At 59.7% G+C, this 19,310-nt stretch carries 19 protein-coding genes; 8 read left to right on the plus strand and 11 right to left on the minus strand.

From position 1 onward, the window contains the following. Nucleotides 1-64: 64 nt before the first annotated feature. Both cobS and FCH38_RS11315 read right to left on the minus strand, forming a co-directional pair. Nucleotides 65-1,054 carry a cobaltochelatase subunit CobS gene (cobS, locus tag FCH38_RS11310; RefSeq protein ID WP_149899455.1) on the minus strand — a complete coding sequence of 330 codons (990 nt, stop codon included), beginning with the start codon at nucleotides 1,052-1,054 and terminating at the stop codon, nucleotides 65-67. Between the two features lie 68 nt (nucleotides 1,055-1,122). After that, a complete protein-coding gene (locus FCH38_RS11315) occupies nucleotides 1,123-1,755 on the minus strand; it encodes a J domain-containing protein (RefSeq protein WP_149899456.1) in 633 nt (210 codons plus the stop codon). Between the two features lie 115 nt (nucleotides 1,756-1,870). Between FCH38_RS11315 and FCH38_RS11320 the strand changes: the two genes are divergently transcribed. Beyond that, entirely contained in the window at nucleotides 1,871-2,152 is a 282-nt protein-coding gene (locus FCH38_RS11320; RefSeq protein WP_149899457.1) for a BolA family protein, read from the plus strand. A 117-nt stretch (nucleotides 2,153-2,269) separates the two neighbouring features. Further along, the gene (locus tag FCH38_RS11325; RefSeq protein WP_153514824.1) at nucleotides 2,270-2,845 is read left to right on the plus strand and encodes an exonuclease domain-containing protein; all 576 of its coding nucleotides are present in this window, start codon (nucleotides 2,270-2,272) and stop codon (nucleotides 2,843-2,845) included. 58 nt (nucleotides 2,846-2,903) lie between these two features. Here the strand turns inward: FCH38_RS11325 and aroB are convergent, their stop codons facing one another. Together aroB and FCH38_RS11335 are read right to left on the minus strand one after the other, a co-directional pair. Beyond that, nucleotides 2,904-4,037 (minus strand): 3-dehydroquinate synthase, encoded by a 1,134-nt coding sequence (gene aroB / locus FCH38_RS11330; protein WP_174373823.1) that lies wholly within the window; start codon nucleotides 4,035-4,037, stop codon nucleotides 2,904-2,906. Then, nucleotides 4,034-4,624 carry a shikimate kinase gene (locus FCH38_RS11335; protein ID WP_149899459.1) on the minus strand — a complete coding sequence of 197 codons (591 nt, stop codon included), beginning with the start codon at nucleotides 4,622-4,624 and terminating at the stop codon, nucleotides 4,034-4,036. The genes aroB and FCH38_RS11335 overlap by 4 nt, the downstream gene beginning before the upstream one ends. Before the next feature lie 188 nt (nucleotides 4,625-4,812). On the opposite strand from FCH38_RS11335, the gene FCH38_RS11340 reads away from it, so the two are divergent. The 5 genes from FCH38_RS11340 (at nucleotide 4,813) to FCH38_RS11360 (ending at nucleotide 8,706) form a co-directional block, all read left to right on the plus strand. Continuing rightward, nucleotides 4,813-4,986: a histidine kinase gene (locus FCH38_RS11340; protein WP_149899460.1), complete on the plus strand. Its 174-nt coding sequence runs from the start codon at nucleotides 4,813-4,815 to the stop codon at nucleotides 4,984-4,986. Continuing rightward, entirely contained in the window at nucleotides 4,983-5,966 is a 984-nt protein-coding gene (gene xerD, locus FCH38_RS11345; protein ID WP_174373824.1) for a site-specific tyrosine recombinase XerD, read from the plus strand. The genes FCH38_RS11340 and xerD overlap by 4 nt, the downstream gene beginning before the upstream one ends. 63 nt (nucleotides 5,967-6,029) lie before the next feature. Next, nucleotides 6,030-6,983 carry an acetyl-CoA carboxylase carboxyltransferase subunit alpha gene (locus FCH38_RS11350; protein ID WP_142841505.1) on the plus strand — a complete coding sequence of 318 codons (954 nt, stop codon included), beginning with the start codon at nucleotides 6,030-6,032 and terminating at the stop codon, nucleotides 6,981-6,983. Between the two features lie 191 nt (nucleotides 6,984-7,174). Further along, the gene (locus tag FCH38_RS11355; RefSeq protein ID WP_174373825.1) at nucleotides 7,175-8,473 is read left to right on the plus strand and encodes a L,D-transpeptidase family protein; all 1,299 of its coding nucleotides are present in this window, start codon (nucleotides 7,175-7,177) and stop codon (nucleotides 8,471-8,473) included. Next, nucleotides 8,470-8,706: a sulfurtransferase TusA family protein gene (locus tag FCH38_RS11360; protein ID WP_174373826.1), complete on the plus strand. Its 237-nt coding sequence runs from the start codon at nucleotides 8,470-8,472 to the stop codon at nucleotides 8,704-8,706. The genes FCH38_RS11355 and FCH38_RS11360 overlap by 4 nt, the downstream gene beginning before the upstream one ends. Before the next feature lie 244 nt (nucleotides 8,707-8,950). On the opposite strand, the gene FCH38_RS11365 is transcribed toward FCH38_RS11360, so the two are convergent. Together FCH38_RS11365 and FCH38_RS11370 are read right to left on the minus strand one after the other, a co-directional pair. Beyond that, nucleotides 8,951-10,090, minus strand: a complete 1,140-nt coding sequence (locus FCH38_RS11365) for a CobW family GTP-binding protein (protein ID WP_174373827.1) — start codon at nucleotides 10,088-10,090, stop codon at nucleotides 8,951-8,953. A gap of 409 nt (nucleotides 10,091-10,499) precedes the next feature. After that, nucleotides 10,500-11,558 (minus strand): D-alanyl-D-alanine carboxypeptidase family protein, encoded by a 1,059-nt coding sequence (locus FCH38_RS11370; protein WP_174374015.1) that lies wholly within the window; start codon nucleotides 11,556-11,558, stop codon nucleotides 10,500-10,502. 223 nt (nucleotides 11,559-11,781) lie between these two features. Here FCH38_RS11370 and FCH38_RS11375 point away from each other — a divergent pair, with 223 nt between their 5' ends. Beyond that, nucleotides 11,782-12,945 carry a M20 aminoacylase family protein gene (locus tag FCH38_RS11375; RefSeq protein WP_174373828.1) on the plus strand — a complete coding sequence of 388 codons (1,164 nt, stop codon included), beginning with the start codon at nucleotides 11,782-11,784 and terminating at the stop codon, nucleotides 12,943-12,945. Nucleotides 12,946-13,478: 533 nt separating this feature from the next. Here FCH38_RS11375 and FCH38_RS11380 read toward each other — a convergent pair. The 5 genes from FCH38_RS11380 to iolD are packed head-to-tail and all read right to left on the minus strand — an operon-like array spanning nucleotide 13,479 to nucleotide 19,280. Further along, nucleotides 13,479-14,642 (minus strand): Gfo/Idh/MocA family protein, encoded by a 1,164-nt coding sequence (locus FCH38_RS11380; protein ID WP_236776596.1) that lies wholly within the window; start codon nucleotides 14,640-14,642, stop codon nucleotides 13,479-13,481. Further along, nucleotides 14,642-15,700 (minus strand): sugar phosphate isomerase/epimerase family protein, encoded by a 1,059-nt coding sequence (locus tag FCH38_RS11385; RefSeq protein WP_174374017.1) that lies wholly within the window; start codon nucleotides 15,698-15,700, stop codon nucleotides 14,642-14,644. The genes FCH38_RS11380 and FCH38_RS11385 overlap by 1 nt, the downstream gene beginning before the upstream one ends. 4 nt (nucleotides 15,701-15,704) lie before the next feature. Next, a complete protein-coding gene (locus FCH38_RS11390; protein ID WP_174373829.1) occupies nucleotides 15,705-16,517 on the minus strand; it encodes an SDR family oxidoreductase in 813 nt (270 codons plus the stop codon). Beyond that, nucleotides 16,514-17,407 (minus strand): myo-inosose-2 dehydratase, encoded by an 894-nt coding sequence (gene iolE / locus FCH38_RS11395; protein WP_174373830.1) that lies wholly within the window; start codon nucleotides 17,405-17,407, stop codon nucleotides 16,514-16,516. Before iolE ends, FCH38_RS11390 begins: the two co-directional genes overlap by 4 nt. A 1-nt stretch (nucleotide 17,408) precedes the next feature. After that, nucleotides 17,409-19,280 (minus strand): 3D-(3,5/4)-trihydroxycyclohexane-1,2-dione acylhydrolase (decyclizing), encoded by a 1,872-nt coding sequence (gene iolD / locus FCH38_RS11400; RefSeq protein ID WP_174373831.1) that lies wholly within the window; start codon nucleotides 19,278-19,280, stop codon nucleotides 17,409-17,411. Nucleotides 19,281-19,310: the final 30 nt, after the last annotated feature.

Genomic DNA, 19,310 nt, shown 5'->3' on the forward strand with positions numbered 1-19,310 from the left:
AAGGATGCGCGGCCCGCCGGCGTCTTCAAGTCATCGGTGATTTCTCCGGACGAACCGGGGAATATCAGGCGCTGAGAACGATGTTCGCAGCGCTTTCCTTCAGCTCGACGCCGAAAGCCCGCTGATATTGCTCGGCCACCAGCGTGCGCTCCAGCTCGTCGCACTTGTTGAGGAAGGTTACGCGGAAGGCAAAGGCGAGATCGCCGAAGATTTCCGCATTTTCCGCCCAGGTAATGACGGTACGCGGGCTCATGACCGTGGACAAGTCGCCATTAACGAAGGCCGAACGGGTGAGATCGGCCACGCGCACCATCTTGGAGACGTTTTCGCGGCCCTTCGGATTGTCGAAGCTCTTCACCTTGGCGGCAACGATGTTCACTTCCTGCTCATGCGGCAGGTAGTTCAGCGTGGTAACGATGGACCAGCGGTCCATCTGCGCCTGGTTGATCTGCTGCGTGCCGTGGTAAAGGCCGGTCGTATCACCGAGGCCGACCGTGTTGGCGGTCGCGAAAATACGGAAGGCCGGGTGAGGACGGATGACGCGGCTCTGGTCGAGCAGGGTCAGGCGGCCGGAGGATTCCAGTACGCGCTGGATAACGAACATCACGTCCGGGCGGCCGGCATCATATTCATCGAAGACTAGCGCTACATTGTGCTGGTAGGCCCAGGGCAGAATGCCGTCCTTGAATTCGGTAACCTGCTTGCCGTCCTTCAGGACGATGGCGTCCTTGCCGACGAGATCGATACGGCTGACATGGCTGTCGAGGTTGACGCGCACACAGGGCCAGTTGAGGCGGGCAGCCACCTGCTCGATATGGGTGGACTTGCCCGTGCCGTGGAAACCGGAAACCATGACACGTCGGTTGTGAGCAAAACCGGCTAGGATCGCGAGGGTCGTATCGCGGTCGAAAAGATAGTCAGGATCGAGATCCGGCACATAGGCGTCGCCCTGGGAATAGGCGGGAACCCGCAGATCCGTATCAATGCCGAAAACCTCCCGCACGGACACTGTCGTGTCGGGCAGGTTGGAAATATCAAGGTCGATTTTGCTCATCACGTCTCCAAGGCGGGCGGCAGCCACCCGGCCACATCATCAATCAGGCGGTAAACACGTAAGTTGGCTTAGCAGAAACCTGACTGCTTTAACAATTGATATGCTTGAACAACAGCCCGAAAACGTTCTTCCGAACCGCGATCGCCACCATTAGCATCAGGATGGTGCTTTTTGACAAGCTCCTTATAGCGCCTTTTAATGTCTTCCTGCTTCGCATTGGCCGCAAGACCGAGCGTATCGAAAGCTTTCGCCTCCAGCGTCTTCAGCTTGCGGTCCTTTTGCAGGCGCTCTCCGCCAGCCTTTGCGCCGCCGGCAAAACCGCCGGTGAAGCCGAAAGGATCACGGATACGGGCATTGCCGGCCGCGCCGGATCGCAGCGTGGAGTGAAGGGGGCTGTCGCGCGCCGTCTTGTTGACGCCGACCGTCCAGGTCGGGCGATGGCCGGTGATCGCCTCCTTCTGGTAACGGGCGATCTCGCCGTCTGACAGGCCGGAGAAATAATTATAGCCCTTGTTGTATTCCTTCACATGCTCAAAACAGAACAGGAAGAATTGCCCCTCGGCATTGCGGCCGACGGGTGCGCGGTGAACGCCCGGTTTATCGCATCCATCCCACTGGCAGGTGGGAGCCTGAACCTCAGGTTCCCGCTCCCTTTTCCGGCGCGTGCGGATGCGGTCGAAATATTTCGAATCCAGTTTCATGATGTCCTGATTATGGAGTGCTAAAAGCCGCACAACAAGAATTGACAAAGCGGAATGTTGCTGGCTTTTAGGTAACCCCCTTTGAAGACCAGCCAACAGGAATGGAGCCCTTCGCATGTCCCTGCGAGAACGTATAGAAACGAAGCTGCGTGAGAGCTTTTCACCAGAGCGTCTGAAAGTCGTTGATGAAAGCCAGATGCATGCGGGCCACCAGCCGGATATGACCGGCACGGGCGAGACACATATGCGTGTTCAGATAGTGTCGGAAAGCTTCTCCGGCAAGTCTCGCGTCGAACGCCACCGGGCGATCAATGCCGTTTTGAAGCCGGAACTCGACGCGGGGCTGCATGCGCTGGCAATAGAGGTAGCGGCACCGGGGGAAGCGGTGCGGTTTTAGGCTTAACTGCGCAGCATTACATTCGTGTTTCTGAGATGAGAACCTGATTGATCTAAATATCTTTTCGTACTGACACTCAATCACAGGGATACGGTCCCGGTCCCGTACGAGAGAATGATGCCTCACTTCTACGTTGTAACCGATTGTGAATTCGACGGTCCGATCCCAGGAAAAAACTCAATGTTGTCATTCGGTTCTGTTGCAGTCTCAGAAACCGGCGAAATTCTCGGCGATTTCGAGACCGTTCTGGAACGGCTGGAAAATGCGGAGAGCGACCCCGTAACCATGGAGTTTTGGCGCAAACATCCAAAGGCCTGGGAAGCAGCGACGGAAAACGCTCAACCTGCCGCGGTCGCTATTCAAAGTTTCGTGGCGTGGATAAAATCCTTTGATGCTGAGCCGATATTCGCAGCCCATCCAGTGTCTCTCGACTGTCTGTGGTTAGATTATTACCTGAAGCGGTTTACAGGTCAGCCGCTTTTTGAAGGCCCGTGGGTTTCCAACCGCCTTTTCAGGTATGCTCCCCTTTGCATCATGTCCATGGTCGCGGGAAAAACCGGTCGCGATTACTGGAGCTGTGACGTTCAGCACTATCCCGCAGAATGGCTGGGTGCCATTGAGCACACCCATCGTGCAATCGACGATGCGCGCGGTTATGCAAACCTTCTGAGTTTCATGCTCAACAAAGGATGAGCTTTCCACGCTGTGGTTTTGCAAATGAAGAGGGTTAGCTTAGGGCTTGAGCTGCCCCTCACCCCGGATGCTTCTCCGACAGGAACGACTGCACCTCCGACGACGCCACATCATCAGCAACGAAAGATTGGCCGATGCCGTGGGTGAGGATGAAGGTGAGCTTGCCGCCCTTGACCTTCTTGTCCTGCGCGATTGCCGTCATCAGCGTCTCGACCGGCGGCAGCTCACCGGGGATGTCCTTCATCGTCGTGGGTAGACCGACCGCCTTCAGATGCGCTTCGACGCGGGCCGCATCATCAGGGCTTGCAAGGTTCATGCGAGCGGAGAACTGGTGCGCCAGCACCATGCCGATGGCGACGCCTTCACCGTGCACCAGCCGCTTGCTGTCGTAATTCGTCGCCGCTTCCAGCGCGTGGCCGAAGGTGTGGCCGAGGTTCAGAAGGGCGCGCACGCCGTTTTCTTTCTCGTCCGCCACCACCACATCGGCTTTCGCCTGGCAGCTGGTCGCAATCGCCTGGATGCGGGCGGGGCCGCCGGTGCGGATTTCATCCCAGTTCTTCTCGAGCCAGAAGAAGAAATCCGGCTTGTCGATTAGGCCATATTTCACCACTTCGGCGTAACCGGCGCGGAATTCCCGCGGGCTCAGCGTATCGAGTACCGCCGTATCCGCCAGCACCAGATCTGGCTGGTGGAAAACGCCGATGAGGTTCTTGCCGTGGCGGCTATTGATGCCGGTCTTGCCACCAACGGAGGAATCGACCTGCGCCAGAAGCGAGGTCGGTATCTGCACGAAGCGCACGCCGCGGCGCACGATGCCTGCGGCAAAACCCGCCAGATCACCGATCACGCCGCCGCCAAGCGCGATCACCGCATCGTTGCGCTCCACCCGCGCGGAGAGAACCGCATCGCAGACCGTGATCAAGTGCTCGAAGCTCTTGGTTTTTTCGCCGGCCGGCAATGTCAGCGAAACCGCTTCGATGCCATCCGTCTGCAAGCCGTCCATCAGGCTTTCGAGATAAAGCGGTGCAACATGCTCATCGGTGATGATCGCCGCGCGTCTGCCCTTCAGCCGCGCCGAAATCTCGCCACCCGCCCTGCCGATCAGGCCCGGTCCGATCAGAATATCATAGGCGCGCTCGCCGAGCGGCACATGGACAAGACGTTCATCGGCGTGGATTTCGGAAGGCGTCATGATGGTCGGTCTTTCTGTTCGATGCCGGCGATGGCGGCCAGCACTTCGGTCACGATGATTTCCTTGCGGACGTCACGGGATTCGATGGTGAGATCCGCTTCTGCATATACCGGGTAACGTTTATCCATCAGGGCCGCCAGCGTGGCCTTGGGATTTTCGGTCTTGAGAAGCGGACGATGATCGCGCTTGTTGACCCTTTCCCACAAAACCTCGAGATCGGCCTTCAACCACAGCGAGATACTGCCGCGCGAAATGTGACGCCTGGTATTGTCGTTGATGAAGGCGCCGCCGCCGGTGGAGATGACCTTGGGACCACCGCGCAAAAGCCGCTTGATCACCCGTGTTTCCAGCGCCCGGAACTCTTCCTCACCATAGGTGGCGAAAAGTTCTGATATCGTCATGCGTGAGACACGCTCGATTTCGACATCCGTGTCGATGAATTGCACTTTAAGCTGCTGGGCAACCATGCGGCCTATCGCAGACTTTCCAGCCCCCATCAGCCCGACAAAGACGATGTTGCGCCTCCCGAGCTTTGCCCGTGCTTGCTCCCCGAGTGTGGCCGGGACGGATAAATTCGTTTCATTCATAAATTTGAAAGCCCGTTTGGCATGGATATCTGCAAATGTTTACGAAGCGTCAAGCCAAATTGCTGCCTGAATGGCGTTGAATCACAATCATCGCCGCATGCGGCACGGAGCGAAAGCCGGCTTTTTGATCTTGCCGCCGCTTTCGCCGCACCGCATATAAGTTCGACAGCCACCTTCACGGAGCCGCCATGCCCACCCTCTTCCGCTTCACGATGATATTGGCGACCATCGCGGGGCTGATCTATGGCGGCATGGTGCTGCTTGTCATGGTCGTGAAGCCGCGCGACCGCGAGGTGACGGTGCGCATTCCGTCCGAACGTCTGAACCCAGCCGCGGCAGAGCCGGCAAGGCGCACTCCATGAGCGGACAAGCGGGTGGCCGTGACGGCGCGCGGCTTGAAAGTTTTCTGGAAATGATGAGCGCCGAGCGGGGTGCTGCCGCCAACACGCTCTCCTCTTACGAACACGACCTTACCGATCTGCGCGAGTTCCTTGGCGGCCGTGGCCAGTCCTTGACCGAGGCCGCCACCCCAGATCTTTCCGCCTATCTGACCCATCTTTCCGCGCAAGGCTTCGCCGCCACCTCGCAGGCGCGACGCTTGTCATCGATGCGGCAGTTCTATCGTTTCCTCTATTCGGAGGGACTGCGCAGCGACGATCCGACCGGCATCATCGACGCCCCCAAAAAGGGTCTCAGCCTGCCGAAAACGATGAGCGTTGCCGAGGTGACGAAACTGCTGCGCATCGCCGCGGAGGAAGCAGCCATCGCCGGTCCCGGCCAGCTTGCCCGCATTCGCATGCATCTGCTGCTGGAGCTGCTTTATGCCACCGGCATGCGCGTCAGCGAACTCGTCTCCCTGCCGGTCAAGGTGCTGCGCCAAGAGGGCCGCTTCCTGATGATCCGAGGCAAGGGCAACAAGGACCGCATGGTGCTTCTGTCCCGCGCCGCCATCGAGGCCATGGAAAAATACGACGCCGCCAGAAAGGCGCTCGTGCCCGAGAAGGCTAAGGCAGGGAAAAAAGCCGACGCACCGGAAAGCCCATGGCTGTTTCCTTCAAGCAGCAAGGAAGGTCATCTGCCACGACAAGTCTTCGCCCGCGACCTCAAAGATATTGCCATCCGTGCCGGCCTTACCCCTTCGGCGGTGTCACCGCACGTCCTGCGTCATGCGTTTGCCAGCCACCTTTTGCAGAACGGTGCGGACCTGCGCGCCGTACAGGAGCTGCTCGGCCATTCCGACATTTCCACGACACAAATCTATACACATGTGCTGGAAGAACGCCTGCAAGAACTGGTACAAACACATCACCCCCTTGCCAAACAGGGCAAAAACCTTGATTAGAGCGACCGGAACCGCCGGATAATCCGGTTCAAACCTTGCGCAAAACGATCGGAAACGGATCTCATGCACAATTATCTCGACTTCGAAAAACCTATCTCGGACCTTGAAGGCAAGATCATCGAGCTGAAGAAGCTTGCCGATGAAGACGAGAGCATAGACACCTCGGAGGAGATCAACCGCCTGGAATCGCGCGTCAACGATGCGATGCAGGACATCTATTCCAAGCTGAACGCCTGGCAGAAAACGCAGGTTGCGCGCCACCCGCAGCGCCCGCATTTCGTCGATTACGCCAAAGCGCTGTTCACCGATTTCACGCCGCTTGCCGGCGACCGCAAATTTTCCGAAGACGCCGCCATTCAGGCGGGCCTTGCCCGCTTCAACGGCCAGCCCGTCGCCATCATCGGCCAGGAAAAGGGTAACGATACCAAAAGTCGCCTGAAGCACAATTTCGGCAGCGCGCGTCCGGAAGGTTACCGCAAGGCGATCCGCGTGCTCGAACTGGCCGACCGTTTCTCGCTGCCGGTTGTCACACTCATCGATACCGCAGGCGCCTATCCCGGCGTTGGCGCAGAAGAGCGCGGCCAGGCCGAAGCCATCGCCCGCTCGACGGAAATGTGCCTTAACGTCAAGGTACCAATCGTCTCCGTCGTCATCGGCGAAGGCGGTTCGGGCGGCGCGATCGCGATCGCTACCGGCAACCGCGTCTATATGCTCGAACATTCGATCTATTCGGTGATTTCGCCGGAAGGTGCTGCTTCCATTCTCTGGCGTGATTCGACCCGCGCCAAGGAAGCCGCAACCAACATGAAGATCACGTCCGAGGATCTGAAATCGCTCGGCGTTATCGACGGCATCATCCCCGAACCGATCGGCGGGGCGCATCGCGCTCCGGAGACCGTGATCAATGCGACAGGTGACGTGATCGCCAAGGCTCTGGCCGATCTTTCACAGCGCTCCGGCACGCAGCTGCGTGCTGAACGCCGTCAGAAGTTCCTGGATATCGGACGGAACCTTTAAATCCAGCCTCATTTTTCCTGAAAATCGCCCCAACTCGGCCATAGTCCGGTCACATCAACAGATGTATCGGCGGTCGTGGGGGCGGGCACCGATTTGAGTTAAGAAGATGTAAACGGTTAATACCGTATTTAAATTGCACGCGGGACGGTGTAGAACTCGGCCGCCCGTGCCATCGTCTTTCGGATCAGATCATGCGTTTGACACATTTTGCCCTTCTCGCCTGCACCGCGCTCGTTCTCACCGGCTGCAACGATACGCTCGAAACCGTCGAACGCGACGTTTCCCACGTCAAGAACAAGGTCGATTACCCGCTGTCTCCGTCCATTCTGGCCGAGATCGACAAAAGGGGCATGGATCGCACTTCGCCGATCATGATCCGCATCTTCAAGGAAGAAGGCGCGCTGGAAATCTGGAAGGCCAGACGCGACAACCGCTTCGAGAAGATCGCCGGCTACGAGATTTGCGCATGGTCCGGCAAACTCGGCCCGAAGGTGAAGGAAGGCGACCGGCAAGCGCCGGAAGGTTTCTACAACCTCACACCTGCGCATCTCAATCCGAACTCGAAATATTACCTCGCCATCAATACCGGCTTCCCGAACCGTTACGATGCCGCGAATGGCCGCAATGGCACCAACCTGATGATCCATGGCGCCTGCTCATCGTCAGGCTGTTATTCGATGACGGATGCACAGATCCTCGAAATCTACGGTTTTGCGCGTGACGCCTTCAAGGGCGGCCAGAAAACCGTGCAGCTTCAGGCTTTCCCCTTCCGTATGACGGCGGAAAATATGGCCCGCCACCGTCAGAGCGAACATCTCGAATTCTGGAAGATGCTGAAGGTCGGCTACGACAATTTCGAAGTCACCAAGCGACCGCCGGAGGTGAATGTCTGCGAGAAGAAATATGTCTTCAACCAGCAGACGGAAGGCGGCACCTTTAACGGCTCCGCGCAGTGCCCGGCCATGAGCACACCGCCCGCACTGGTCAGCGCGCTCTCAAGCTATGAGAAGACCTATGATCTCGCCTATCAAAAGGCGATGTCGAAATATGACGGCATGGCCTGGTATGACCCGAGCGAGGCGGAGCGCAAGGCGCTGGTCGTCGAAAAGCGCAAGGGCCGCGAACCTGCCTACGCTCCCACCGGCTCGGCGCTGAAGGCCGGCAAGCTGATGAAGGAAACGGAATTTGCCGCGCTGATGGAGAAGAAGGCGCAGCAGGTGACGTCGTCGTCAACGGCGACGACAGCCACTGCCTCGTCGCTGCGCGGCCCGCGCCCTTTAACGCCTCAGCCAGCCGCCCCGCAGTCGAACCCGGCGCCTGCCGCCCCGACCATGGTTGCAACGGCCACCCCCGCGCCTTCGGCCAACGGCCAGAGCGGTGCTGCCGCACAGGGCATCCCGGTTCCGGCGCTCAACCCGCTCGCCTATTCCGCACCGGCACCGGAAGCGCCGGAAAAGAAGCCGTTCTGGAAGTTCTGGGCGAAGGAATGAACGACACGGCCGAAGTGGTTTACGATTTGAGGGGGCTTAAATGCCCCCTTCCGGTTTTAAGAAGCCGCAAGAAACTTGCTGCCCTCAGGGCCGGCGATATTCTGACCGTGGAGACGACGGATCCGCTCGCCGTCATCGATATTGCCCATATGTGCAATGAGGATGGGCATAGTCTGGTTGAGACGGTGGCAGTGGGTAAGGGGCATCGGTTCAGGATTGTGAAGGGCGGGTAAACCGACGGTTTAGCTGTGCGCCCGTGGCTACCCCCCTCTGTCCTGCCGGACATCTCCCCACAAGGAGGGAGATCGGATGATGCAGCCGCTCGGTTCCTCGCAAACTTAATTACTGCGATCTCAACCGCACGATAACGATATTCGAAGCAGGCCGCTTGTCGATCTCCCTCCTTGTGGGGGAGATGCCCGGCAGGGCAGAGGGGGGTAAACCCCACGCGCAGACTTACCCGCACGGCCACTCACCTCAAAACCGCAACCCCGAAATCGCCAGCGGATTATCCGTCATCGCCTGCCTGTCCGGCCTGTCGATACCCGGTGCGCCGGTAAAAGCGGCAAACAGGTCCTGCACGAAAGCCTCTGGCAAATCCTTGGTGATCAGCACCATGCGCGTGCGCTGGTCAGACGGGTCCGGCCAGGCCGCGAGGCGCTCCGGCCGGTGGAAAATGTTCTGCACCCCATGCAGCACTAACGGTCGCTCCGGATTGTCCGAAAGCTTGACGACGGCCTTCATGCGCAACAGCTTTTCGCCATGCGCCGAACGCAGCAGATCCACGAACATATCGATCGCCATCGGATCGATCGGCTTGTCATGAATGATCGAGAAGGAACGGATCGACGCATCGTGCCGGTTCACATCGTGATGGTGATGGCCATGGTCGCCATGGTGGTGGTCTCCGTGGTCATGGCCATGACCATGATCGTCGTGATCATGGGCCGCCTCTTCGCCCAGCCAGCGGCCTACATCGGCATTTTTGCTGCCGGCATCATAAAGACCATTGTCGAGAAGCGCCGCTGCAGTCCAGTCGGCCTTGTCGCCATCCTCGATCGTTGCGCGCGGATTGAGCGCCTGCAGGCGCGCATTCAGTGCAGCAATTGTGGAAGCGTCGGCGAGCGCTCGTTTGGTCATCACCAACCGGTCGGCCACGGCCGCCTGCTTCACGGCTTCTTGGTGATTGTCGAGCGTGGAGAGGCCGTTCACGGCATCCACCACCGTAATCATCCCGTTCAGCACGAAACTTTGGGCGATCACTGGATTGCCCATGATCGACTGCATGACTGGGGCAGGATCGGCAAGGCCCGTCGTCTCAATCACCACCCGCTTTACCGGCTTCAGCTTGCCGGTCTGGATACCATCCATCAGTTCCGCCAGCGTATCCACCAGTTCCCCGCGCACCGTGCAGCAGAGGCAGCCTTCCGCCAGTTCGATGATGCCCTCGCCGGCGCTTTCAACCAACATATGATCGATGCTGACATCACCAAATTCATTGATGATGATCGCCGCGTCGCTCATCTCGGGATCTTTGAGAAGCCGGTTGAGCAGCGTCGATTTTCCGGCGCCGAGAAATCCGGTGATGATGGAGACCGGTATACGCTCGCGAGACATGCCTTGCCTGTATGTTGAGGGCCGCTCCGGCAGATCGTTAGACGATACTCGACCCGGAACCGCGCGATAAAACAGAAATCGCCCAAGGCCTGAAGCCACGGGCGAGACTGTAATACCATAACAGATCAGAGCTGCGAATAGCCAATTCGTAAAGCTCTCCAGGAGAAACCGCCCGATTTAGGCCGCAACAGGCAATCGTATTAAGCTCGGCGTCGCGCCGCGTTTCTTCTCCCCGGACGGGGAGAAGGTGGCCCGAAGGGTCGGATGAGGGGGAAACGTTGCCGGATTTCGGAGAGCTTGCCCCCTCAACCCGCTGCCACGACCTTCTCCCCGGTGGGGAGAAGGCGAAAGACGCACCCTCTCGCTTCATGTGCGACGGGGCCGCCCCTGGAGGCATACTCCCTTAAAATCAGAATGTCGGGCGTGGGATCGGGATCGGCACGTTGGCCAGTTCGCCCTTGGCCGTAGCCCCCTTGGTCGTGTTGACAGCCACGGTCTCGCTGCCCGGGATCAGGCCGGCGAAGGAATATTCCGGCGGGCGGGTCATCTCCGTCACATAAGGCGAATGGATAACCATGCGGCCCGCGTCATCGCGGCCCTCGCTGCGCACTTTGGCAGCCTTCGGGTTGCAGATTTCGGCGCTGACATCGTTCACATCGCCGGTATCGCCATAGGGTGCCAGAGAAGCGAGCGAAACCCCTTGACCGGAAGGCGCCGTCAGCCCCATCTGCAGCAGGTCTGCAGACTGGTCGGTTCGTCCGGCAAGGCTGTCCGCGCCCAGCACCACGGTGATGACAGAGCGGCCATTACGCACGGCCGACGACACCTGGTTAAAACCGGAGGCACAGATGAAGCCGGTCTTCATGCCGTCAGCGCCATCGAAGCGGCCGACCAGCATGTTGAAATTGGCATAATTCTTCTTGCCGGTGGTGACGCCTTCCAGCGAGAAATAGCCCGCATATTCCGGGAATTCGCGCTTGATGATCAGCGCCAGCAGCGCCAGATCCCGCGCGGTGGTATATTGCCCCTTGCCGGGCAAGCCGTTGGCGTTCACGTAGTGGGTGGAGCTCATGCCCAGCCGCTGCGCCTGCGCATTCATCTGCGCCACGAAATTATCAGATGTGCCACCGATCGTCTCGGCAATCGCCACGGCAATATCATTGGCGGATTTGATCAGCAGCAGCTTCAGCGCGCTGTCCATCGTCAGCTTCTGGCCGGGCTTGAAATACATTTTCGAGGCCGGCTGGTCTGCCGCCTTCTTGCTCATCACCACTTCCGTCTGCGGGCTGAGCTTGCCGGCCTTCATCTGCGAAAAGGCGATATAGGCGGTCATCAGCTTGGTCAGCGAGGCCGGATACCACTTGCGGAAGGCTTCCTGATGGGAAATCACCTTGCCGGTTTTGACATCCACCACCATTTTAGGATTGGCATTGGCCACGGGTGCCGCGGCAACGAGGCCTGCGGTCATGATGGCAACGGCTGCGGAGAGCCGCCGGGCGGCGTTTGGCGATTTAACTGTCTGTGGCAAGGCTTGTCCTCGAATTCCCGTCTTCGGTCGGGGAATGGCAATATTCACCATATATGTCCTAGCAATGGCAAAGTACATTGATTACGTCAATTATGCGGCGCACTATCCACCACGGAGGATGGCTTTTACCACGCGCCGCACCGATGAACCCAGGAATGAACGAATGCCGATTTTGAACAGAGCCGCCGAACTTCAACAGGAAGTCAGCGAATGGCGGCGTCACCTGCACGAAAACCCCGAGATTTTGTATGATGTCGACAACACCGCAGCCTTCGTTGCGGACAAGCTGAAATCTTTTGGCGTTGACGAAATCGTGACCGGTCTTGGCCGCACAGGTGTGGTCGGCATCATCCGCGGCAATCTTTCGAGTGGACGCACCATCGGCTTTCGCGCGGATATGGACGCCTTGCCCATTCTTGAGGAAACCGGCAAACCCTGGGCCTCCAAAACAGCGGGCGCCATGCATGCCTGCGGCCATGACGGTCACACGGCCATGCTGCTCGGCGCGGCCAAATATCTGACCGAGACCCGCAATTTCGCCGGCTCGATCGCCGTCATCTTCCAGCCTGCCGAAGAAGGCGGCGCGGGCGCGCTTGCCATGGTCGAAGACGGCCTGATGGAGCGTTTCGGCATCGACGAGGTCTATGGCATGCACAACATGCCGGGAATTCCGCTCGGCGCCTTCGCCATCCGCAAGGGCGGCATCATGGCGGCACCGGACAAGTTCTCGATCACCGTCAAGGGCCGTGGCGGCCATGCGGCACAGCCGCACCGCACCATCGACCCGATTACCATCGGCGCGCAGATCGTCGGTAATCTGCAGATGATCGCCTCGCGCAATGCCGATCCGATCCGTTCGGTCGTCGTATCCGTCACCCGCTTTCACGCCGGCTCCAGCCACAACATCATCCCCAACGAGGCATTGATCGCCGGCACGGTGCGCAGCCTCGACGAGACGGTGCGCGATCTCGCGCAGGACCGCATCAAGCAGATGGCGGAAGGCATAGCCCTTGCCAATGGCGCTGAAGCCGAGGTGGTGTATGAGCGTTATTGCCCTGTGACCTTCAACCATGCCGCCGAGACGGATCATGCCATCCGCGTCGCGCGCGATGTAGCGGGTGAGCCGAATGTCGATCCCGATGTCGATCCTTCCATGGCAGGTGAGGATTTCTCCTTCATGCTGAAGGAAAGACCGGGCGCCTTCATCTTCCTCGGCAATGGCGATTCGGCCGGGCTTCATAATCCCGGCTACGATTTCAACGACGAGGCCATCGCCTACGGCATTTCCTACTGGGTGAAGCTGGCTGAGCAGCGCCTTACGAGCTGATTGTCGGCTAACGCCAAGAAAGCCGAGGAACAGATTAACCGCGATGAAGAACGCGGTTGATCCGCAGGCATGGTCAGGTTAAAGAGCAATTCAGTGTCCACGTAGCTCAGCAGGATAGAGCACAGGATTCCTAGTTGATAATTGGGGGCTGCAGTCCGAAAGGCTGTAGTCGATCTGCTCAAATTCGGGGAACGCTTAGCTGGGCTTCCAGCATGCCAATCCCGAGCCAAGCTTCAGGCGAAAGCCTGTTGAAGGTGTAGAGACTGGTAGGGCAGCACCTAAAGGCCGAAAGGTCCATGGTGAAGGGACAGTCCAGACCACGAACGCCCTGCCCATTGGTGGCGGGACGGCGGTTAAAGCCGAAGTGGTATGAATCCTGGGGTCGGAGGTTCGAATCCTCTCGTGGACACCATTTTTTCCTGTTTTATCCGCCGTTAAGATACAGACCCTGCTCTGCAACCAGAACGGCCAAAACCTTTCGGACCGATATGGCCTGTCCGAAAGGTCGATTTCCGGCACGGTCTGCCGCGCGCCTACACCGCCACCGGCGTAATCCAGCGCGGGTCGGTGCTTTCCGCGCTATCCACCACCGCTTCCACAAAGGCCACGCCCTTCAACCCGTCATAGGCAAGCGGAATATTGCGGCCAATCGCACCCGGCTCGCGGCTCGCCTTGCGGGCACGGATGGCTTCCGCAAAACCGGCATAAAGGTTGGCGAAGGCTTCCAGATATCCCTCCGGGTGACCGGGCGGGGTGCGTGTTCGGACCCTTGCGTCTTCGGAAAGATCATCCGCGCCCCGCTTGATGGTCTGCACACGCCCGTTAAGCGGTGTATAGACGAGTTCGTTCGGCTGCTCCTGAAACCATTGCAGGGAGCCGGTCGCGCCGAAAACCCGCAGACGCACGCCGTTGGAATTACCGAGCGCCACCTGTGACGACCACAGGAGGCCCCGCGCGCCGCCGTCATAACGCATCATCACATGGGCATTGTCATCCAGCGCCCGCCCCGCCACGAAAGTGGCAAGATCGGCGGTAAGCGACTGTAGTTTCAGCCCGGTCACGAAGCCAGCCAGATGATAGGCATGGGTGCCGATATCGCCGATGGAGCCGCCGCGGCCGTTCTTCTTCGGGTCGGTGCGCCATGCCGCCTGGGCATTGCCCTGCTGTTCGATGGCCGTCGCCATCCATTCCAGCGGATATTCCACCTGTACGGTCCGAACCTCGCCGATCTCACCGGCCGCCACGCGCATACGGGCTTCATGCACCATCGGATAGCCGGAATAGGTATAGGTGACCCCCACAAAGCGGCCGCTTTCCCGCGACAGTTTTTCCAGCGCGATGGCGTCCGCCAGCGTCGCAGTCAGCGGTTTTTCGCAGATCACGTCAAAACCCGCCTCGATCAGCGCTTTCGCGATCGGGTAGTGGGTGAAATTCGGCGTGCAGATCGCAACAGCGTCGACACGATCCTCGCGGGAAATCTCCCCGGCGATCAGGTCGTGATAGCTGCCATAGCTGCGGGCCGGGTCGAGCCCTTCATTGATCGCAAAGGCGCGGCCCTTTTCGGGGTCGACATCGAAGGCCCCGGCCACCAGCACCCATTTGCCATCAAGACGCGCGGCGAGACGGTGGATATTGCCGATATAAGCGCCCTGACCGCCGCCGATCATGCCCAGACGAAGTGGTCTTTCGATACTCATTATTCCTCCAGCCCCAACATGGCGCGGTTGGCATTGCGGTTCGCGCCGGATTTGACGAAATCGTCAAAGGCGCGGTCCGAAACGCGGATGATGTGGTCGGCGATGAAACGTGCGCCTTCAGACGCGCCGTCTTCCGGGTTTTTGACGAAACATTCCCACTCCAGCACCGCCCAGCCATCGAAGCCATACGTGGTGAGCTTGGTGAAGATCGCCCCGAAATCGACCTGCCCGTCGCCGGGGCTTCGGAAGCGGCCGGCCCTTTTGGACCACGGCTGATAACCGCCATAGGCGCCTGATTTTCCGTCTGGACGAAACTCGGCATCCTTGACGTGGAAGGTTTTGATCCGTTCGTGATAATGGTCGATGAAGGCGAGATAATCCATTCCCTGCAGAACCAGATGCGAGGGATCATACATCAGGTTCGCCCGGGGATGCTCCTTGACCTTGTCGAGAAACATCTCCCAACTGTGGCCGTCATGCAGGTCTTCGCTGGGATGGATTTCATAGCAGACATCCACGCCATGGGCGTCGAAGTCATCGAGGATCGGCGTCCAGCGGCGGGCAAGCTCGTCAAAGCCTTCCTCCACCAGCCCTTCCGGCCATTGTGGATAAGGATAAAGATAGGGCCATAAAAGCGCCCCGGGGAAGGTCACGTGGCGGTCGATGCCGAGGCGCTTTGAGGCGCGGGCGGCAAAGCGCAGTTGTTCCTCGGCCCATGCCCGACGCCTTGCGGGATTGCCGCGCACATGCTCCGGCGCAAAACTGTCCATGATCGCGTCATGGGCGGGATGCACCGCCACAAGCTGCCCGGTGATGTGGGAGGCGAGTTCGGTGATCTCCAGCCCGTGCTCGCCGAGCATGCCCTTCAGATCATCACAATAGGCATCGCTTTCCGCTGCCTGTTTCATGTCGATCAGGCGCGTATCCCAGGTGGGAATCTGCACGCCCTTGAAGCCCTTGGCCGAGGCCCACGCCGCCAGCGAGGCAAGCGAATTATAGGGCGCCTCATCCGCGGCGAACTGCGCCAGAAAGACGCCAGGCCCCTTGATGGTCCGCATCATCTTATTCCTCCAGCTTTTTCGCCGGCACCGGCGCGTCGTCGTAACCACCATAGACCGACTGATCGAAGGGGATCACGGCGCCCGTCATCATGCCGCTGTCGCCGGATGCCATCCACAGGATGGCGCGGGCCACTTCGAGTGGATCGAGGATGCGCCCGAACGGCTTTGCCGCCGCCGCACGGTCGATGAAATCGGGATCACCGGTCTCGGAGAGGACGAGCTTGCGCTCGTGATCGGAATTCATCCAGCCGATATCGAGCTGGTTCACATGGATACGATGGCGCATCAACGAAAAGCCGGCATGGCGGGTGACCGTGGCAAGCGCGCCCTTGGACGCCGCATAAGGCGCAAGGAAAGGCTGGCCTGTCAGACCCGACATTGATCCGACATTAACGACACGACCCTCGATCCCCTCGCGGATCATCACCTTTGCTGCATCCTGAATGAGAAAGAATGGCGCACGCGTGTTGACCGCGAACATCCGGTCGAAAAGCTCGGGCGTCGTGTTGAGCATGTTGCCGCGATCTGTCAGCCCCGCCGCATTGACGAGAATATCGACCCGTCCGAAGCGTTTGTCCGTCGCCGGAATGATACTGCGGACATCATCGATATCTCCGAGATCGGCCGCTACCATCTCGACGGGCACGCCCGATTTCTGCGTGATGGCATCAGCGACTGCCTGTCCCTTTTCCACGCCGCGCCCGACGATGACGATCCCTGCCGCACCCGCCTGTGCAAACACCTGCGCAACGGCTGCGCCCAGACCCTGGGTTCCGCCAGTAATAACGGCGATCTTTCCTTCAATGCTGTTCATTTCACGACCTCATAACCAGCGGCGTCCATGACGCGCAACAATTCCCTGTGTCCCTTGCGGGCCATGTCCAGCGGCGGGTTCTTGACCGGGTCCTGCTCCGCCTCGACCACGAACCAGCCCTCGTAACCTTTCGACGCCAGCGCCTTGACGATTGCCCCGAAATCCAGGCTGCCATCGCCCGGCACCGTAAAGGCGCCCTTGATGACGGCATCGAGGAAACTCTCCCGGCTCCTGTCCAGTCCGTCGACAACCTCACGCCGGATATCCTTGGTGTGGACATGGGTGATGCGGCCATGGTGGTTTTCGATGACGCGCATGACGTCCCCGCCCGCAAAGGCCATGTGCCCGGCGTCAAACAGCAGGGGAACGGAAGAATGTTTCATGAAGAAATCAAGTTCCGGCTCGGTCTCCACCACGGCCGCCATATGGTGATGGTAGGAAATCGGCATGCCCTTTGCCGCGCACCAGTCGGCAAAGTCGGACATCTTGCGGCCATAGGCCGCCATGCCGGCCTCGTCGAGCCTTGGCTTCGTGGCAAGCGGGGCGGAACGCACGCCCTGAATGGAACGCGCCGTTTCGCCATAAACGACGCAGGGCGCGCCGGCGGCGATGAAGAATTCCATCTGCTGCGCGATGCGGTCTTTCTCCGCCTCGATGTCGCCATCCAGCAGCAGGCCGGAAAACCAGCCACCGCACACCGATATGCCGTAGCGGTCGAGGATCGGCCCAAGCTGCGCCATATCCATCGGAAACCGGCGTCCGGTCTCCATGCCGGTAAAGCCCGCCTCGCTTGCCTGCCGCAGGCATTCCTCAAGGCTCACATCGTCGGAAAGCTCGGCCAGATCGTCATTCCACCAGGCAATCGGCGCAATACCAAGTCTTGCTTTCATCTCAGACCCCCACTCGCTGCGCCTTGCGGATGTTTTCCTGCGCAGCGCGGGCGGCACGCACGGCCTCGAAGCTGGAAACAGTCGGAACCCCGACATCCCAGTCGGCATCGCCCGGCACCCATTTCCACGCATCGGAAACGATGGAGATGACGGTCACGCCATCATTGCCCTGCGCCCAGATCATCGCGTCTTCAAGATCGGCAAGGCTCTCGGCCTTGCGCGCATGGGCGCCCATGGCTTCCGCATGTTTGACGAAATCCACATGCAGCGGATTTTCCCTGTCCCTGATGCGGCAATCTGCCAGCAGATTGTTGAAACCGGGAACGCCCTTGGCCTGCTGCAGACGGTTGATGACGGCATAGCCGCCATTATCGCAGACCACCACGATCATCCGGTGCCCGGTGAGTGCGGCCGAATAAATATCCGAGTTCATCATCATGTAGGTTCCATCCCCCAGCATGACGATTGGAACGCCGCCGGCACCGCCCGGCCCTTCCTGCGCCATCGAGCAGCCCCAGCCGGCGGCGATTTCATAACCCATGCAGGAAAAACCGAATTCGCAGTCGAACGTATTCGGGTTCTTGACCCGCCATCCCTTGGTCACCTCACCCGGCGTTCCACCCGCCGCCGCGATCAGCGTATCTTCGGGCCGCGCAACCCGGTTCAGCACGCCGACCACCTGCGCATAAGACGGAACCGGCGCATTGGTGACACGCTGGTGTTCGTCGAGCAGATTATCCCATTCTGCGAACAGCGTTTTGGCCCGCTGCATATGGGTGGCATCGGCCTTGTAGGCACCAAGCACGTGGTCCAGTTCGTCAATCGCCTCGAGCGCATCGCCGACGACGGAAAGCGCCCGGTGTTTCACCGCGTCGAAGCGGGCGGCATTGACGGAAATGAACTGCGCATCGCGGGAGAACGCCGTCCAGGAACCCGTCGTGAAATCCTGAAGCCGGGTACCGATCGCCAGCACGACATCCGCCTCTTTCGCCAGCGCATTCGCCGAGGTCGATCCGACGATGCCGATCGGCCCGGCATGGACCGGATGGTGATGGGTAAGCGCGCCCTTGCCGGCGATGGTTTCAACCACTGGAATGCCGCGCTTTGCGGCAAACTCGGCAAGGCGTTCTTCCGCCAGCGAATAACGCACGCCACCGCCGGAAATGATAAGCGGCCGTTTTGCCTGCGCCAGCAGCCGCGCGGCGGCGGCCACGGCGTCACGGTCCGGACGCGGGCGCGGAATTTTCCAGACCTTCGGTTCAAAGAAGACCGCCGGATAATCGAAAGCGATTTCCTGCGTATCCTGTGCGAGACCGATAAAGGCCGGGCCGCAATCGGCCGGATCGAGCATGGTGGCGACCGCCTGCGGCAGCGATTGCAGCAATTGTTCCGGCAGCACGATCCTGTCCCAGTAACGCACCACGGATTTGAACGCGTCATTAACGGTCAATGTCGGATCGCCGAAATGCTCGACCTGCTGCAGAACCGGGTCCGGCAGGCGGCTTGCGAAAGTATCGCCCGCAATGAGGAGAACGGGCAGCCGGTTGGCCATGGCGACACCGGCGGCGGTTACCATGTTCAACGCCCCCGGCCCGATCGAGGTCGCGGCGACCATGATCTGCCTGCGCCGCTTTGCCTTGGCAAAGCCGATTGCGGCAAGCGCCATGGATTGCTCGTTCTGCCCGCGCCAGGTCGGCAACTTGTCCTGCACCGTCTCCAGCGCTTCGGAAAAGCATGTGACGTTGCCGTGCCCGAAAATGGCGAACACGCCGGCAAACAGCGGAACGCGCTCTCCGTCGATCTCGGTAAACTGGTTGCACAGGTAACGTACTAGCGCCTGAGCCATGGTCAGGCGTAAGGTCTTTGCGGTCATCTCGCCTCCTCCTGCGGATGGTTGTTGATA

The sequence above is a fragment of the Agrobacterium tumefaciens genome, from assembly GCF_013337285.1.
Lineage (GTDB): Bacteria > Pseudomonadota > Alphaproteobacteria > Rhizobiales > Rhizobiaceae > Agrobacterium > Agrobacterium burrii.

Excerpts from the sequence above, each read along its gene's own strand:
- FCH38_RS11380 (WP_236776596.1), bottom strand. The coding sequence starts at position 14,642 with ATGAGTATCGAAAGACCACTTCGTCTGGGCATGATCGGCGGCGGTCAG.
- FCH38_RS11335 (WP_149899459.1), bottom strand. The coding sequence starts at position 4,624 with ATGAATGAAACGAATTTATCCGTCCCGGCCACACTCGGGGAGCAAGCA.
- FCH38_RS11360 (WP_174373826.1), top strand. The coding sequence starts at position 8,470 with ATGAACGACACGGCCGAAGTGGTTTACGATTTGAGGGGGCTTAAATGC.
- iolD (WP_174373831.1), bottom strand. The coding sequence starts at position 19,280 with ATGACCGCAAAGACCTTACGCCTGACCATGGCTCAGGCGCTAGTACGT.
- FCH38_RS11385 (WP_174374017.1), bottom strand. The coding sequence starts at position 15,700 with ATGCGGACCATCAAGGGGCCTGGCGTCTTTCTGGCGCAGTTCGCCGCG.
- FCH38_RS11320 (WP_149899457.1), top strand. The coding sequence starts at position 1,871 with ATGTCCCTGCGAGAACGTATAGAAACGAAGCTGCGTGAGAGCTTTTCA.
- iolE (WP_174373830.1), bottom strand. The coding sequence starts at position 17,407 with ATGAAAGCAAGACTTGGTATTGCGCCGATTGCCTGGTGGAATGACGAT.
- cobS (WP_149899455.1), bottom strand. The coding sequence starts at position 1,054 with ATGAGCAAAATCGACCTTGATATTTCCAACCTGCCCGACACGACAGTG.
- FCH38_RS11365 (WP_174373827.1), bottom strand. The coding sequence starts at position 10,090 with ATGTCTCGCGAGCGTATACCGGTCTCCATCATCACCGGATTTCTCGGC.
- FCH38_RS11350 (WP_142841505.1), top strand. The coding sequence starts at position 6,030 with ATGCACAATTATCTCGACTTCGAAAAACCTATCTCGGACCTTGAAGGC.
- FCH38_RS11340 (WP_149899460.1), top strand. The coding sequence starts at position 4,813 with ATGCCCACCCTCTTCCGCTTCACGATGATATTGGCGACCATCGCGGGG.
- FCH38_RS11375 (WP_174373828.1), top strand. The coding sequence starts at position 11,782 with ATGCCGATTTTGAACAGAGCCGCCGAACTTCAACAGGAAGTCAGCGAA.
- FCH38_RS11355 (WP_174373825.1), top strand. The coding sequence starts at position 7,175 with ATGCGTTTGACACATTTTGCCCTTCTCGCCTGCACCGCGCTCGTTCTC.
- FCH38_RS11390 (WP_174373829.1), bottom strand. The coding sequence starts at position 16,517 with ATGAACAGCATTGAAGGAAAGATCGCCGTTATTACTGGCGGAACCCAG.
- xerD (WP_174373824.1), top strand. The coding sequence starts at position 4,983 with ATGAGCGGACAAGCGGGTGGCCGTGACGGCGCGCGGCTTGAAAGTTTT.
- FCH38_RS11370 (WP_174374015.1), bottom strand. The coding sequence starts at position 11,558 with ATGACCGCAGGCCTCGTTGCCGCGGCACCCGTGGCCAATGCCAATCCT.
- aroB (WP_174373823.1), bottom strand. The coding sequence starts at position 4,037 with ATGACGCCTTCCGAAATCCACGCCGATGAACGTCTTGTCCATGTGCCG.
- FCH38_RS11315 (WP_149899456.1), bottom strand. The coding sequence starts at position 1,755 with ATGAAACTGGATTCGAAATATTTCGACCGCATCCGCACGCGCCGGAAA.
- FCH38_RS11325 (WP_153514824.1), top strand. The coding sequence starts at position 2,270 with ATGCCTCACTTCTACGTTGTAACCGATTGTGAATTCGACGGTCCGATC.